This is a genomic window from Peptoniphilus lacydonensis (genome assembly GCF_900106515.1).
Lineage (GTDB): Bacteria > Bacillota > Clostridia > Tissierellales > Peptoniphilaceae > Peptoniphilus_A > Peptoniphilus_A lacydonensis.
The window spans coordinates 256009-272240 of sequence record NZ_FNWF01000003.1 but is presented as its reverse complement, the minus strand read 5'-3'; the positions used below and the strand labels follow the sequence as shown (position 1 = coordinate 272240).

General features: G+C 29.4%; 14 protein-coding genes. All 14 read left to right on the top strand.

Translation table 11 applies throughout. From position 1 onward, the window contains the following. Positions 1-8: 8 nt before the first annotated feature. The 14 genes from gatA (at position 9) to ftsZ (ending at position 16227) form a co-directional block, all read left to right on the top strand. Positions 9-1460, top strand: coding sequence for an Asp-tRNA(Asn)/Glu-tRNA(Gln) amidotransferase subunit GatA (gene gatA / locus BQ5450_RS03065; protein WP_010245562.1), 1452 nt, complete (start codon positions 9-11; stop codon positions 1458-1460). Continuing rightward, complete coding sequence (gene gatB, locus BQ5450_RS03060) at positions 1457-2887, top strand: Asp-tRNA(Asn)/Glu-tRNA(Gln) amidotransferase subunit GatB (RefSeq protein WP_010245559.1); 1431 nt, start codon at positions 1457-1459, stop codon at positions 2885-2887. Before gatA ends, gatB begins: the two co-directional genes overlap by 4 nt. A gap of 220 nt (positions 2888-3107) precedes the next feature. After that, positions 3108-3779, top strand: coding sequence for a response regulator transcription factor (locus BQ5450_RS03055; RefSeq protein WP_071125947.1), 672 nt, complete (start codon positions 3108-3110; stop codon positions 3777-3779). Continuing rightward, on the top strand, positions 3763-5199 hold the full coding sequence (locus BQ5450_RS03050) for a sensor histidine kinase (RefSeq protein ID WP_010245552.1): 1437 nt from the start codon (positions 3763-3765) through the stop codon (positions 5197-5199). Before BQ5450_RS03055 ends, BQ5450_RS03050 begins: the two co-directional genes overlap by 17 nt. Before the next feature lie 298 nt (positions 5200-5497). Next, complete coding sequence (gene mraZ, locus BQ5450_RS03045; protein ID WP_010245549.1) at positions 5498-5926, top strand: division/cell wall cluster transcriptional repressor MraZ; 429 nt, start codon at positions 5498-5500, stop codon at positions 5924-5926. After that, complete coding sequence (gene rsmH, locus BQ5450_RS03040) at positions 5926-6864, top strand: 16S rRNA (cytosine(1402)-N(4))-methyltransferase RsmH (protein ID WP_071125946.1); 939 nt, start codon at positions 5926-5928, stop codon at positions 6862-6864. Before mraZ ends, rsmH begins: the two co-directional genes overlap by 1 nt. 1 nt (position 6865) lies before the next feature. After that, the gene (locus tag BQ5450_RS03035) at positions 6866-7273 is read left to right on the top strand and encodes a septum formation initiator family protein (protein ID WP_071125945.1); all 408 of its coding nucleotides are present in this window, start codon (positions 6866-6868) and stop codon (positions 7271-7273) included. 10 nt (positions 7274-7283) lie between these two features. Next, positions 7284-9695 (top strand): penicillin-binding transpeptidase domain-containing protein, encoded by a 2412-nt coding sequence (locus tag BQ5450_RS03030; RefSeq protein WP_010245541.1) that lies wholly within the window; start codon positions 7284-7286, stop codon positions 9693-9695. 15 nt (positions 9696-9710) lie between these two features. After that, on the top strand, positions 9711-10661 hold the full coding sequence (mraY, locus tag BQ5450_RS03025) for a phospho-N-acetylmuramoyl-pentapeptide-transferase (RefSeq protein ID WP_010245538.1): 951 nt from the start codon (positions 9711-9713) through the stop codon (positions 10659-10661). 9 nt (positions 10662-10670) lie between these two features. Further along, positions 10671-11990, top strand: a complete 1320-nt coding sequence (gene murD, locus BQ5450_RS03020) for a UDP-N-acetylmuramoyl-L-alanine--D-glutamate ligase (RefSeq protein ID WP_071125944.1) — start codon at positions 10671-10673, stop codon at positions 11988-11990. Beyond that, positions 11991-13103 (top strand): FtsW/RodA/SpoVE family cell cycle protein, encoded by a 1113-nt coding sequence (locus tag BQ5450_RS03015; protein ID WP_010245532.1) that lies wholly within the window; start codon positions 11991-11993, stop codon positions 13101-13103. Beyond that, positions 13100-14179, top strand: coding sequence for an undecaprenyldiphospho-muramoylpentapeptide beta-N-acetylglucosaminyltransferase (murG, locus tag BQ5450_RS03010; RefSeq protein WP_010245529.1), 1080 nt, complete (start codon positions 13100-13102; stop codon positions 14177-14179). Before BQ5450_RS03015 ends, murG begins: the two co-directional genes overlap by 4 nt. 15 nt (positions 14180-14194) lie before the next feature. Then, on the top strand, positions 14195-15019 hold the full coding sequence (locus BQ5450_RS03005; RefSeq protein WP_071125943.1) for a cell division protein FtsQ/DivIB: 825 nt from the start codon (positions 14195-14197) through the stop codon (positions 15017-15019). Positions 15020-15135: 116 nt separating this feature from the next. Next, complete coding sequence (gene ftsZ, locus BQ5450_RS03000) at positions 15136-16227, top strand: cell division protein FtsZ (RefSeq protein WP_010245523.1); 1092 nt, start codon at positions 15136-15138, stop codon at positions 16225-16227. The last annotated feature ends 5 nt before the right edge of the window (positions 16228-16232 follow it).

Below are 16232 nucleotides of genomic sequence, written 5' to 3'. Positions count from 1 at the left end.
GAGGACCAATGACTTTTACTAATTTAAAAGCTTGGGAGATTGCCCAAGGATATAGAAATAGAGATTTTTCTTGTGAAGAAGTTACAAGAGAATTTTTGGAAAATATAAAAGAAAAAGATGGAGAAATTAATTCTTATATAATTGTCACAGAAGATATTGCTATGGAAAATGCCAAAAAAGTTGATGAAAAATTTCAAAATAGAGAAGAATTATCAGAACTTGCAGGTATTCCGATTTCAATAAAAGATAATGTTTCTGTAAAAGATGTCAAGATGACTTGTGGCTCAAGAATGCTAGAAAATTATATTTCGCCTTATGATGCAGCTCTTGTTGAAAAAATCAAAAACAATGATGGAGTTATCCTTGGTAAAGTCAATATGGATGAGTTTGCAATGGGAGCTTCAACTAGGACTTCTTATTTTGGCGTTACAAAAAACCCTTTGGATTTTAATAGAGTTTCAGGAGGATCCTCAGGAGGATCTGCAGCTTCTGTAAGTGCAAATATGGCTGCTATTTCAATTGGTACAGATACTGGTGGATCAGTTAGACAGCCTTCAAGTTTTTGTAAAACTGTGGGAATGAAACCGACTTATGGTTCAATATCTAGATATGGAATTTCTTCTATGGCAAATACTTTTGATTCGCCAGGTGTGATTGCAAATGATGTTAGAGATTTGACCATGATGTTTAATGTCATTGAAGGAAAAGATGAAAGAGATGCAACATCTGTGGGCAATCCTGGATTGAATTTTTCTTTTGATTTTTCAGATGACGCTATAAAAAATTTAGAAGGTAGAAAATTTGCGATTCCAAAAATATATCTTGAAATGGATTTAGAAAAAAGAGTTAGAGAAGAACTTGAAAAGGCAATTGAAATTTTAAAAGAAAATGGTGCAATTGTAGAAGACTATGATATTGAATCACTTAATCACACAATTGAAACTTATAATATTTTAGTAAATGGTGAAATTGCATCTAATATGGCAAGGTTTGATTCAATAAGATTTGGTCACAGAACTGATAAAAAGTTTGAAACAATTGAGGAGATGTACCGTGCATCAAGAAGTGAAGGCTTTGGAGATGAAGTGAAAAGAAGAATAATGATTGGCACACATATATTGTCAATGGATAATGCAGATGATTTTTATTATAAAGCTTTAAAGGTCAGGGGTCTTATTAAAAAAGATATGGATAGAATGTTTAAGGATTATGATTTTATGATTTGTCCAACATTCCCATCTCTTCCTTTTAGAATTGATGATGATATGAGTCCAGTAGAAATGTATCAAGCAGATTTATTTACAATTCCTGCAAATATGGTGGGTTCTCCATCTATTTCACTTCCAATGCCAGTAGGTGATGATGGTCTTTCTGTTGGAATTGAATTTACTGCGAAGAGATTTAAAGATAAAGATTTACTTCAAGCAGCACTTGCTTTTGAAAGGAGTTTAAATAAATGAAATATAAAACAATTGTAGGTTTGGAAATTCACGTTGAACTTTCAACAAATACAAAGGCCTTTTGTTCATGCAAAAACTCCTTTGGAGATGAACCGAATACAAATGTGTGTCCAGTGTGCTTGGCTCTTCCTGGAGGAATGCCTGTTTTAAATAGAAATGTAATAAATTATACAGTTATGGCAGGAACTGCTTTTAATTGCAAAATAAATAATAAATCAAAGTTTGATAGAAAAAATTATTTTTATCCAGATTTGACAAAGGGATTTCAAATAACACAAAATGACAGTCCAATTTGCACAGATGGTTATCTTGAAATTGAAAGTGAAGATGGCAAGAAAAAAATTGGCCTTTTTCAAATTCAAATGGAAGAAGATACAGCCAAAAGTCTTCATACAGAAGAAAATGAAACGCTAATGGACTACAATAGATGTGGAGTTCCACTAATTGAAATTGTTACTAAACCAGATATTTCAAGTGGAAAAGAAGCACGTGAGTTTTTGGAAAAATTAAAATCAACTTTAAGATTTTTGGGTATTTCTGACTGCAAAATGGAAGAGGGATCTCTTAGATGTGATGTTAATGTAAATGTAAAAGATTTAGAAACTGGAGAAAAAACACAAATAACAGAAGTAAAAAATTTAAATTCTTTTAGAGGTGTTGAGAAAGCAATTGATTTTGAAGTTGAAAGACATATAAAACTTCTTGAAAATCACGAAGAAGAGATTAAGACTACGAGAAGATGGGATGACGCAAAAAATGAAACAGTTTTAATGAGGGTTAAATACACTGCAAATGATTATAGATTTGCACCTGAAGGAGACCTTCCAATAATTCATATAACAGATGATGAAATTAAAAATATTGTAGAGAGTATGCCTGAACTTCCAGAAGCTATGGTAGAAAGATTTGTAAGAGATTACAAAATAACAAGAGAAGATGCCTTAGTTTTAACTTCATCAAGAGAACTTGCAAAATTCTTTGAAGATGTAGCAAGTGATTTTTCAGATTATACCTTGTTGTCCAATTGGATTCAAACAGAAATATTAAGAAGAATAGAAATTTCTGATGATGAAATTTTTGAACTTCCTTTTGAAAATAAAGAATTTATCAAACTTTTAAATGCAATTAAGAGTGAAAAAATTAGCAACAATGCCGGCAAAAAAGTTTTAAGGGAAATGTTTGAAACAGGTGATGGAGCCAATGAAATTATAGAAAGGCTAGGTCTTGTTCAAATGACAGATTTATCTGCAATAGAGAAAATTGTAGATGAGGTTTTATCCGAAAATGAACAATCTATAATTGATTTTAAAGAAGGAAAAGATAGAGCTCTTGGATTTTTGGTAGGGCAAGTTATGAAGAAGTCACGAGGAAAGGCCAATCCAAAAGTTGCAAATGAAATGCTTGTAAATAAAATGAATAAGAGATAATTTATTTTATCTTAAATAAAATTAAAATTTAAGGTGTCCATTGGGCATCTTTTTTTTATATAACGTAAAGATTTTTACAAATTTATATTAGTATTGATATAATTAAGAAAAGAATTAAATTTTTTAAATTAGACTTAAAAGTTTTGTGAAAGCTAATTACAATTAATTTATTTGTCATAAATTATTCACAAATTTTAATTATAATAAAGCAGGTGATAAAATGTTTAAAATTTTAGTTGTCGATGATGAAAAAAGTATAAGAGAAGTTATAAGAACTTATGCAGAATTCGAAGGTCATGAAGTTGTAGAAGCATCTGATGGTCTTGAAGCAATAGATAGAGTAAAAGAAGAAGATTTTGATGTAATTGTAATGGATATTATGATGCCAAAACTTGATGGATTTTCTTCTTACAAAGAAATAAGAAAATTAAAAGATATTCCTGTTTTGATGCTCTCAGCAAGGGGAGAAGAGTATGATAAGTTATTTGGATTTGAAATAGGAATTGATGATTATGTTACAAAACCTTTCTCTCCAAAAGAACTTATGGCAAGATTAAATGTTATTGTAAACAGAAATAATAAGATTGAAGAAAATAATAAAATGGAATTTGAAGGTTTAAAAATTGATTTAGATGGAAGGGTAGTCTTTGTAGATAATGAAATCGTTGAACTTACTCCAAAGGAATATGATCTTTTAGTTTATATGGTAAAGAATAAAAATATCGCATTGTCAAGAGATAAACTTTTAAATCAAGTTTGGGGATATGATTTTTATGGAGAAGATAGGACTGTTGATACTCACATAAAAATGCTTAGAAATTCTATTAAAGAGTATAGAAAATTTATTGTTACCGTTAGAGGAGTAGGATATAAGTTTGACACAAGAAATTAAAGAAATAAAAAAAATTAAAATCGACAAAAATAGCATCTTATTTAAGCTTTGGGAATATTTTGTAATTTTTGCTGGACTAATTTTAATTTCTATTTGGCTTTTTCAAACTGTTTTTTTGTCCAGCTTTTATGAAACTATGAAAATAAGAGAAGTAACAAAAGTCGGCAATGAGCTTAGGAATGAATATGAATCTTCTGATTTTGAAACTAAACTTTCTAATTATGCGAATACTAAAGGCCTTGAGATTAAAGTTTTGGATGAAAATGGAGCTTGGGTTTTTCCTCTTAGATTATTTGACGAATTTGTTGAGAGACCAAGAATGATTTGGGAAAATTTTGATAAATTTTTTGGATCTCTTAAAAGGGATAACAGGACTTACAAAATTTATACGGTAAAATATGAAAACTTAAAAGATCCCTCTATAATTTATGCAGGTTACTTGGGAAACACTGATGGAGAAGATTATTATCTTTACATTAATTCTGTATTAAAGCCAGTAGATGCAACTGTAGATGTTATTAGAAGGATGCTTATTATAATTTCTTTTTTGTCCCTTATTTTTGCGTCAATAACAGCTTATTTTGTTTCAAAAAGACTTTCTAGACCTCTTGTGAGAATGTCCAATACTGCAAAAGAACTTGCAGCAGGCGATTATAAAGTTAAGTTTAAAAAGGGCGAGTATACAGAAATTGATAATTTGTCAAACACTCTTAATTATGCGAAAAATGAACTTACGAAGACGATTGAGATGAGAAAGGATTTAGTTGCAAATGTAAGTCACGATTTAAAAACACCTCTAACAGTTATAAAATCCTATGGAGAAATGATTAGAGATATTTCTGGACCAAATGAAGAACTTAGGAATAGACATTTAGAAACTATTATAAGTGAAGCAGATAATTTGACAGACTTAGTAAATGATTTATTAGATCTTTCTAAAATTGAATCAAATCTTGAAGAAATAAAAAAAGAGGAATTTGATTTGAATGATTCTTTAGGTGAAGTTTTAGACAGATTTAAAATAAATAAAAACTGTTCTGATTATAAATTTATAGTTGAATCAAAGGGCAATACAAAAATAAAAGGAGATAAATCTAAGATAAAGCAAGTAATTTATAATTTAATAAACAATGCTATAAATTATTCTCCAGATAATAAAAATATAAAAATTATAATTTCGGGAGATGAAAATATAACAGAGTTTCATTGTATTGATAAAGGAATAGGTATAAGAGAAGAAGATATTGAAGAAATTTGGGATAGATTTTATAGAGTTAGAGATAATCATACAAGACCAGAAATTGGAACAGGACTTGGTCTTTATATTGTAAAGACTATTTTAGAGCTTCATAATTTTGAGTATGGAGTTAATTCAAAAATAAATGAAGGATCTGATTTTTATTTTATAGGAACAAAATAATTACTGATATGTTAATATTTGTTAATCTTTTGGTTTAAAATTAAATAAAAAAATTAATCGGCTAGAGATAGTCGATTTTTTTTGTAAAATTGAAATTCCTAATAATTTAATATTATTTAAGTTAAAAATTATAGTTTTTATTAAGCTGTTTCATGCAAATTAAAAAATAAGGCCCATAGTCCTATTTTTTAAAAACTAGTTAAAATACTAGAAGAAGAAATGTTTATGTAGTAAAATTAACTTAAGTGGAGCAAAGTGGTTCAAAAATTAATATAAATGGAATAAAGTGGAGAATAAAATGTTGATAGGGGAGTTCAAACACAATTTAGATCCCAAGGGAAGAATTACAATTCCATCAAAGTTTAGAGAAGATCTTTCAGTTTTTGTGATGACTAAAGGTCTAGATGACTGTCTATTTTTATATCCAAAGGAACAGTGGGAAAAGATTGAAAATAAATTAAAAGAACTTCCTATGACAAATAGAGCCGTTAGGTCTTTTGTGAGAACATTTTTCTCTGGTGCAGTTGATTGTGTTTTAGATAAACAAGGAAGAGTATTGATAGCTGAAAATTTAAGGGAATATGCTTCTCTTGAAGATAAATGTGTGATAATTGGTCTTTCAAATCGCTGTGAAATTTGGTCTGAAGAAAATTGGAACAAATACAATGAAGAAGAAGCACTTTCTTATGAGGAACTTGCAGAAAAAATGTCGGAGTTGGGAATATAATGGATTTTGAACATAAGAGTGTTCTTTTAGAGGAAACAATTGAAGAACTAAATGTAAGAGAAGGAAAAATTTATATTGATGGAACTTTAGGCGGAGCAGGACATAGCTTTGAAATTTTAAAAAAATTAAAAGGGACAGGTCTTTTAATTGGAATAGATCAAGATAAGGAAGCTCTCGATGCTGCCAAAAGCAAACTTTCTCAGTTTGAAAATGTTAAATTTTTTAATTTGAATTATGTAGATTTTGAAAAAGCATTAGATGAACTTGGAATAGAAAAAGTAGATGGAATTCTTTTAGATATTGGAGTTTCTTCCTATCAATTTGATAATCCACAGAGAGGTTTTTCTTATAGATTTGATGCACCACTTGACATGAGAATGGATCAAAATTTAGATATTTCTGCAAGAGATATTGTAAATACATATAGTGAAAGTGAAATAACTAAAATTATTAAAGATTATGGAGAAGAAAAGTGGGCTTCTCGAATTGCGAAATTTATTGTGGAAGATAGAAAAGTAAAAGATATAGACACGACATTTGAGCTTGTTGAAATTATAAAAAAAGCGATACCCATTGGAGCGAGAAGGAATGGGCATCATCCTGCTAAGAAAACTTTTCAAGCACTTAGGATTGAAGTCAATAAAGAACTTGATGTTTTAGAAAATTCTATTGAAAAATTTGTAAAAAAATTAAATCCTGGTGGAAGAATTGCAATAATAACTTTTCATTCGCTAGAGGATAGAATTGTAAAAAATTCTTTTAAATATTTAGAAAAGGATTGTATATGTCCACCTAGTTCACCAATTTGTACTTGTGACAAGAAAAGAGAAATAAAGATAATTACAAGAAAGCCTATTACTGCAAGTGATAGAGAACTTTGTGAAAATAATAGGTCGCATTCAGCGAAACTTAGAGTTGCCGAAAAAATAGAGGTGTGAAATGGCAAAAAGATTAACTAAAATTTCAAATAAAAGTTATAATAGATATAAGACTAAACTTTTAAATAATAAGCCGTTTATTTTTACTGTGACAATTGTAGTAATTATTTTAATCTCTATTTTAATTTTGTATTCACAAATTGCGGGCCTTGATAGGGAAATTTTAAGTCAAAAAAATGAAATTGAAGAATTAAATAAAACTAAGACGACTCTTGTAGGAGAAATTAAAGCCGTAAAATCTTCTTCTCAAATTGCTGAAGAGGCTATGTATAAACTTGGTATGGTCTATCCTTCTGAAGATCAAATTATTTATATTGATTCTGGAGAAGAGGAGAATCGAAAGGATATTAATTATAATGTATTTTTGAGTCCTATTGTTTCTGTTCTCAGATCTTTTACAAGAGATTAGGAGGATATAATTGAAAAATGATAAAAATAAAGCTAGAGATAGAAAGATCAAAAGTGGATTTAAAGGGCGAAATCAAAATGCCAATAAATTCATATTTATATTTTTTATCTTTCTAGCTTTTTTATTTGTAATATTAGTGGGAAAACTTTTGTACATTCAAATAGTTCAATCGGAAGAGTTAACTATTTCTGCATTAAATCAGCTCACAAGAACTGAAGTCATAAATTCTAATAGAGGTATAATTTATGACAGAAATAAAAAAGAAATGGCAATTAATATAACTAAGTGCAATGTTTTTTATAACATGGATTATTTAAAACAAAATAAAAAAGAAAGTGATAAAGAGTTCGAAAAGAGAAAGGAAAAGTTATATAGTGAAGATGCCAAGATTATTTCAGATGTAATAGAAATTGATTATGATGAAATAAAAGACAAGATGAAGGGTGATAAGGTAGTTAGATTAGCTACTAATGTAGATAGAAATAAGGCCAATAAACTTAAAGAGTTGAGAACAAAAATTATTGAAGAAAATAAAAGTAAAAAGGAAAACAGAAAAAATAATCTCTACGCTCTTTCCATAGATGATGTTACTAGAAGGCTTTATCCTTTTAACAATCTTGCTTCTTATGTAATTGGTTTTACAAATGATGAAAATGTTGGACAATATGGAATTGAAGCAAGCTATGATGAGGAACTGACAGGGATATCTGGTAAAAATGTTTCTTTAAAAGACAATGCTTCAAACAAAATTCCACTTACAGATGAAGAAACTTATGCACCAAAGGAAGGTTATTCTATTGTTCTTTCTATTGATTCAAATATTCAACAATTTGCAGAAACTGCGGCTATCAATGCAAAAAAAGAACATGATGCAGATAAAGTTTCTGTAATAGTTCAAGATACAATGACTGGCGAAATTTTGGCAATGACTACAAAAGATGATTATAATTTAAATAATCCAAAATCTCCCATAAATGATAAACAAGAAGAAGAGTGGGATAAGTTAGATAATGACGAAAAAATGGAAGTCTTGTATTCTAATTGGAGAGATTTTAATGTAAATGATCAATATGAACCAGGCTCTACATTTAAACTTATAACAGCAGCTGCTGCTATTGAGCAAAATACTTCTCAACCTGATTCTCAATATACGTGTGCTGGAACAATGAAAGTTGGAGATAGAAAATTAACCTGTACTAGTGTAACTAGAGGTAGTAAAACTCTTGCAAAAGCAATTGAGGAGTCTTGCAATATGACGCTTGTACAAGTTGGTCAAAATCTTGGGAAAGAAGAATTTTTAAGATATATAAAAGCTTTTGGGTTTGGTCAAAAGACTGGAATAGAACTTTATGGCGAATCGACAGGAATCATTCCAAGTTCAAGCGAAGAAATAAATAGAGTCAAACTTGCAACAATGTCTTATGGTCATTCTATTGCTGTTTCTCCGATTCAACTTGTAAATGCTGTCAGTGCAATTTCTAATGGAGGATATCTAAACAAGCCAACTTTAATAAAAGAAATAGTAGATTCTAATGGAAATGTAATAGAAAAAAAGAGAACTGAGCTTAAAAGAAGGGTAATATCTGAAGAAACTTCTGATAAGATGAAACATATGATGAAACGAGTTGTGGAAAGTGGGACAGGAAAACTTGCACAAGTTCCGGGATATCAAGTTGGTGGAAAGTCAGGTACAGCAAACATTGCAACGCCAACAGGTTATATTGAAGCTTACAACTCTTCCTTTGTAGGTGTTGCCCCTTTAAATGATCCAAGACTTACTGTCTTAGTTGTGGTGAATAATCCTAAGGGAGGAATACTTGGAGGAGCAGTAGCTGCTCCAATAGTTCAAGAAATTTTAGAAAAGTCATTAAATTATATGAAAATTCCAAAAACTGAAGAAGTTGATGAAAAAGAAAACTATGTTTCAGTTCCAAATGTTGAAGGTCTTCTTTTGGAAGATGCTGGCAAAATTTTATTAAAGGAAGGATTAAAATTTAATACTAATTCAGAAAATGTGGAAAACTATTCTGTTGTAATAAATCAAAGTCCTTCAGCTGGTTCATCTGTGTTATCAGATACAATTATTGATCTTGCAGTAAATGATAAAGATAGTGGGATGTTAATTATGCCAGACCTAAGTAAAAAGACTAGAAAAGAAAGTATATCTATTTTAAATTCTATGAATATAGAGTATAATATCAAAGGAAATGGCGACTTTATATCACAAAGTCCTAGTGCTGGTTCTAAAATAATTGGTGATAAAAGTGTCATAATTAATTATTCTAAAAGTGATGAAGATAGATTTGACGCTAATAATAAATTAGAAGAAGTAAATAAAAATTCAGAAGAAAATAATACTAATAAAATAAATAAAAAAGAAAATTCTAGAAGAAATAAAATAAAAAATAGTACAAAAAATTAAAATAATGGAGTAGAGATGGATTATTTAATTAATATATTATTGGGATTAATTTTTTCATTAATATTTGGAAAAATTTTAATTCCAATTTTGAAAAGACTTAATGCAGGACAAAGTATAAGAGAAGACGGGCCACAGAGTCATTTGATAAAAAGTGGAACTCCTACAATTGGAGGGATAATATTTTTGTCTTCCACACTTATTACAACTTTTCTAATAAAAAATTTAAAAGTTTCTGTTTTTATGATAATTTTTTCAACTTTTGCCTTTGGTGCAGTTGGATTTATTGATGATTATATTAAGGTTGTGAAAAAGAGAAATTTAGGTCTGCGTGCATATCAGAAGTTAATTTTACAAATAATTGTTGCTGTAGTATTAATTATCTATCAATACAATTCTAAAAACATGGTCACAGATGTATATATTCCATTTTTAAAAGATTACCGTTCTTTTGGTATTTTTTATATTCCTTTTATTATTTTTGTAATAGTTGGAACTGTAAATTCTGTAAATTTAACGGATGGTCTTGATGGACTGTCATCTAGTGTGACTATTATTTGTCTACTCTTTTTTGTTATATGTGCAAATAAGTTAAATAAACCAGAAATTGCAATTTTTTCGATGACTCTTGCAGCTTCTTTACTTGGATTTTTAGTTTTTAATAAATATCCAGCAAAAGTTTTTATGGGGGACACAGGGTCATTAGCTCTTGGTGGAGCAATTTCTGCTATTGCGCTTCTTTTAAATGTGCCACTAATTTTGCCAATTGCAGGTGGGATTTATTTTATAGAAACTCTCTCAGTTATTATCCAAGTTGTGAGTTTCAAGACAAGGGAAAAAAGAGTTTTTTTAATGGCACCACTTCATCATCACTATGAACAAAAGGGATGGCATGAAACAAAAATAGTTGCAGTATTTTGTGTAATTGAAATTATACTTTGTGTAATTTCATATTTGATTTTATTTTAGGTGATAAATATGTTAGAAAATAAAAATATATTGATTATGGGTTTTGGAGTAACTGGAAGAGCAGCTCTAAAATTTTTGAAAAACTATCCATGTAAAATTTATATTTATGATGGGAATGTAAAACTTGAGAATTTAAACATTGATGAAGATTTCATAATATTTAAAGAAGAGGATTTGGAAAAAATTGACTTAATAATAAAAAGTCCTGGTATTTATCCAGATCATGAAATTCTAGTTAATGCACGCAAAAAAAACATTGAAATAATTTCAGATATTGAACTTAGTTATAGAAATTTAAAAACAAAAAATATTGTATCAGTTACAGGTACGAATGGGAAAACTACAACTACTACAGTTATTGGTGATATTTTAAGAAGAGTGGGAAATACTTATGTAGTAGGAAATATTGGACTTGGGATTTTAGAAATAACTGAAGAAGCAAAGGAAAAAGATTATGTAGTGATTGAAGCATCATCTTTTCAGCTTGACGATACAGAAACTTTTAAGCCTCATATAGGAGTATTAACTTATGTGACAAGTGATCATTTAGATTGGCATAAAAGTGTAGAAAATTATGTAGATGCAAAATTTAAAATTTTTGCAAATCAAGATGAATTTGACTATGCAATCTTAAATTACGAAGACAAAAAACTTGCAGAAAGTTATAATATAAAGAGCCAAAAATATTATTTTTCTATGGAAAAAATTGACGAAAAGGGCGCCTATGTTGAAAATGGAAAGATATATTTTAATGATGGCAATAGAGTCTGCGAGATAGTAGATACTAATCAAATAAAGATTTTAGGAGAACATAATATAAAAAATATTATGGCTGCAATAATAGTAGCTAGACTTTTAAATATTGATGACGAAATTATAATAAATAGCATTAAGTCCTTTACAGGTGTAGAGCATAGAATTGAGTTTGTAAGAGAAGTTGCTGGAGTAAAATATTATAATGATTCAAAGGGGACTAATCCAGATTCAACTGAAGTTGCAGTAGCTGCTATGGAAGGCGACGTAATTTTAATTGCAGGTGGTTATGATAAAGGCGCAAATTTTGATGACCTTGTAGAAAAATCAAAAAACAAATTAAAAGATGTAATTTTGTTTGGAGAAACTGCAGAGAAATTTTCAAAATCGTGTAAAAAATTCGGCGTGGAATTTTATATAGTAAGGGATTTAGGTAAAGCTGTTGAGCTTGCAAATAAGATTGCAGAAAATGGGGAAGACGTGCTTCTTTCACCTGCATGTGCATCCTGGGATATGTATAGAGATTACGAAGTGAGAGGAAGACATTTCAAAGATTTAGTTAGAGAGTTGGTATAGATGAAATTTAGAAGGGAAATAAAGGGTGTTGATTTAGTTCTTTTAATAAGTATGATTTTCTTAATAATCATTGGACTTATTGCTGTTACATCTGCATCCTTTCCCGCTGCCAAAAAAGATAATTTAAATAGTTTTTATTACTTAATAAGACAGGGAGTTTTTCTAATCCTTGGTGTATTCATTTTATTTTTTATTTTAAAAGTTCCAAGAGCTGTAATATATAAGAATATTTCGTGGATATTTTGGATGAGTATAGTTTTAATTCTATTATTATGGACTAGTCTTGGAGTTCACAGAAATGGACAGGTTAGATGGATTAGAATTCCAGGTATTGGCATTAATTTTCAACCTTCAGATATTTTAAAAATTTCTTCTATAATTTATTTTTCAAAGTATTTGTCCAGAAATGTTTATACACTAAAAAATCCTAAAACTTTTTTGACTGCTGTTGCTATTATGGGTATTTCAGTTGGACCTATAATGATAAAGGACTTTTCAACTGCAGTAGTAATTGGAGTTTCTTTATTTGCAATACTTCTTGCCGCAGGAATCAATAAGAAACAGTTTTTATTTTTAGTTTTACTTGGTGTAATTCTTATTTGGATTGTATTAAAGGATCCAGAAAATAAATTTAGACTAAATAGAATTTTTGGCTTTGTATCAGAATCTACAGATTATCAGTCTGCAGATCTTTATCAAGCCAGACAATCTCTTTATGCGATAGCTCTTGGAGGGTACTCTGGAGTTGGGCTTTTTAGGTCAAGACAAAAATACACAAATTTACCAGAAGCGTATACAGATTTTATTTTTTCTGTAATAGCAGAAGAATTTGGCTTTTTTGGTGTTTTAGTAATTATAATACTTTTTGTGACTTATATTTATAGAGGATACATGATTGCATTTAAAACAAACAATTATTTTGATAAATTTACTGCAATTGGCCTTACGACTTATATAGGAATACAGTCATTTTTTAATATGGGCGTTTGTGCAAAATTACTTCCAGTAACAGGAATTACACTTCCTTTTATATCTTATGGAGGTACTGCACTAGTAATGGCAATTGCATCTACGGCGATTTTACTTAAAATTTCGAAAGAAGGCATAGCATGAAATATATTTTATCTGGTGGTGGGACTGGGGGACATATTTATCCAGCACTGGCAATTGGTGAAGAAATAAAAAAGAAAGATAAAAGAGCACAAATTTTATATGTTGGCAAAAAAGATTCTTTAGAAGAAGAACTTGCAAAGAAATATAATTTTGATTTTGAAGGAATAGACGTATCAGGACTTCCAAGGAAAAAATTAAATAAAGACACAGTTATAACTTTTTTTAATTTAATGAAGGGTTTAAACCAATGCACAAAAATTCTAGACAAATTTAAGCCAGATATTGTAATAGGCACTGGTGGATATGTATGTGGTCCTATTGTATTTAAAGCACAACAAAAAAAGATAAAAACAGTGATTCAAGAGCAAAATGCTTATCCTGGAAAGACAAATAAAATTTTGGCAAAAAAGGCTGATTTTGTCTTTATAAATTTTATGGAAGCAAAGAAGTATTTAGATAATGAAAATATAATATTTACAGGAAATCCTGTTAGAGATATTTTTTCTCATGTTGATAGAGAAGAATCTAGAAAATCATTAAATATAAATACTAAAGAAAAATTTGTCTTTTCTTTTGGAGGCAGTGGAGGTCAAGAATCCACAAATGATGCAATAATAGAGATTTTAAATAAAAATGAAAAGTTGCCCTTTAGGTTAACTCATGTAACTGGAAGAGAACACTATGAATATTTTATGAGAAAAGTCGAAAAGGTTCCAGAAAATGTAGAGATACTTGATTATACTCACAAAGTTTATGACTATTTGTCAAGTGCAGATCTTGTAATTGCATCATCTTCTGCTATGACCTTGGCAGAAATTTCTGCGATAGGAATTGCATCCTTATTAATTCCAAAAGCATATACGGCTGGAAATCATCAGTATTTTAATGCAAAGAGTTATAGCAATATGGGTGCAAGTGTAGTAATAGAAGAAGAAAATTTAAATGGTGAAATTTTGCTATCAAATATAAATAAAATTTTAGAGAACAATGAAGATAGGTCGATTATGGCAGAAAATTCTAAGAAACTGGCAAGCCCAGATGCAGTTTCAAAGATAGTTGATTTATTATTAAAATAATTTTAAAGTGATTTTATGAAAAAGTCGGAAAAGAAAAAAAGAAAATTGAATAAAAAGAAGAAATATTTTAAAATTTTTAGTAGATTTTTTATATTTTTTTCCTTCATTTTTTTATTAGTGTTTGCTATCAAGAATTCTAACATTTTTAGTATAAAAAATGTTGTAGTTGAAGGTAATAAAGTAGTTAGTGTTGATACAATAAAGAAAGTTTCAGGCCTAAAAAAAGGAAATAAATATTTTTATATATCTAAAAGAGAAAGATTGAAAAAAATAAAATCAATTCCTTACATAAAGGATGCAAAAATATCTTACAATATAACTGGGAGAGTGAAGGTTGTTGTAAGTGAGAGAACGGCTTATTACCAAATTGAATCGAATGAATATTTAATAGTGGATGAAAATTTTAGGATAATTGCTAAATTAGATAAAAAAGAAGAGAATCTGGTGAATTTAATGGGATTTAATGTGGAAAATTCTGAGCCAGGAAGTTATATTTTAAGTAATAAAGAAGATAAAGAAAAAAGAGATCTTTTAATGGAACTTAGAAGTGAAGAATATTCTCTTCACGGCAATATCAGAGATATAGAACTTTTAGATTCAATAGCGACTTTCACAACAGTTGAAGGCATAAAAGTTGAGTTTGGATCATATAGTAACACTTCTTATAAATTAAAAATGCTTTCTTTAATTTTAGACGATATTAAGAAGACAAATAAGAATGCAATTCTAATTCAAATGGAAAAAGGAGATAGTCCAATTTTAATAACAGATGGAGAAGAAGATAATAAAAGTAAAAAAGAAGAAAAAGATAAATCTTATAGAGAAGTAGAAAAAAATTGATACATTATAAATAAAGATTAGCAATTGACCTTTATATATTGACTAATTGCCAGACTTTCTATAAAATAAGAGTAATGAATATAAAATTAATTAATTAGTATACGAGGAGGATGTTTATGTTGGAATTCGATATGGACCAAGATGAATTTGCCAAAATTAAAGTAGTTGGCGTTGGTGGCGGCGGAAACAATGCTGTAAATAGAATGATTGACGCTGGTGTTAAGGGCGTTGAATTTTTAGTATTTAATACTGATAAACAAGCACTTAAAAATTCACTTGCTGAAACAAAAGTGCAACTTGGCGAAAAAATAACTAAGGGACTTGGTGCAGGTGCAAATCCAGAAGTTGGAGAACAAGCAGCAGAAGAGTCAATTGATGAAATTAGGGAAGCCCTTGAAGGTGCAGACATGGTATTTATTACTGCAGGAATGGGCGGAGGTACTGGTACCGGTGCAGCTCCTGTTATTGCAGATGTTGCAAAAGAATTGGGCCTTTTAACTGTTGGTGTTGTTACAAAACCATTTACATTTGAAGGAAGAAAGAGAGCAAAATCTGCTGAATCAGGTATAAATGCTCTAAAAGGAAAAGTTGATACATTAGTTATAATTCCAAATGACAGACTTTTAAGTATTGCAGATAAAAAAACTAGCTTCTCACAAGCATTTGAAATGGCAGACGATATTTTAAAACAAGGTATTCAAGGTATTTCAGATTTAATTTCTGTACCAAATTTAATAAACTTAGACTTTGCAGACGTGAAAACTATTATGTACGACAAAGGCGTTGCACATATGGGTATTGGTCGTGCATCTGGAGATGAGAGAGCTACTGAAGCAGCAAAACTTGCAATAAATTCTCCTCTATTAGAAACATCTATACAAGGGGCAAAATCAGTTTTACTTAATATTACTGCAGGTTCCGATCTTGGTATATTTGAAGTTAATGAAGCGGCTGATTTAATTAGAGATTGTGTATCTGAAGATGCAAATATTATATTTGGTGCTGGAATTGATGAATCCCTTAAGGATGAAGTTAAGATAACAGTTATTGCAACTGAGTTTGATCAATATAAAGATGACAAAAAAGATAAAAAGGAAAATAAGGTTGAATCAAATGCAAAATCGCCCATTGAATCAAATCTTTCTGAAGATGAAGATGATAATGGAGAACTTAAAATCCCATCTTTCTTAAGAATAAACAGAAAATAAAATTA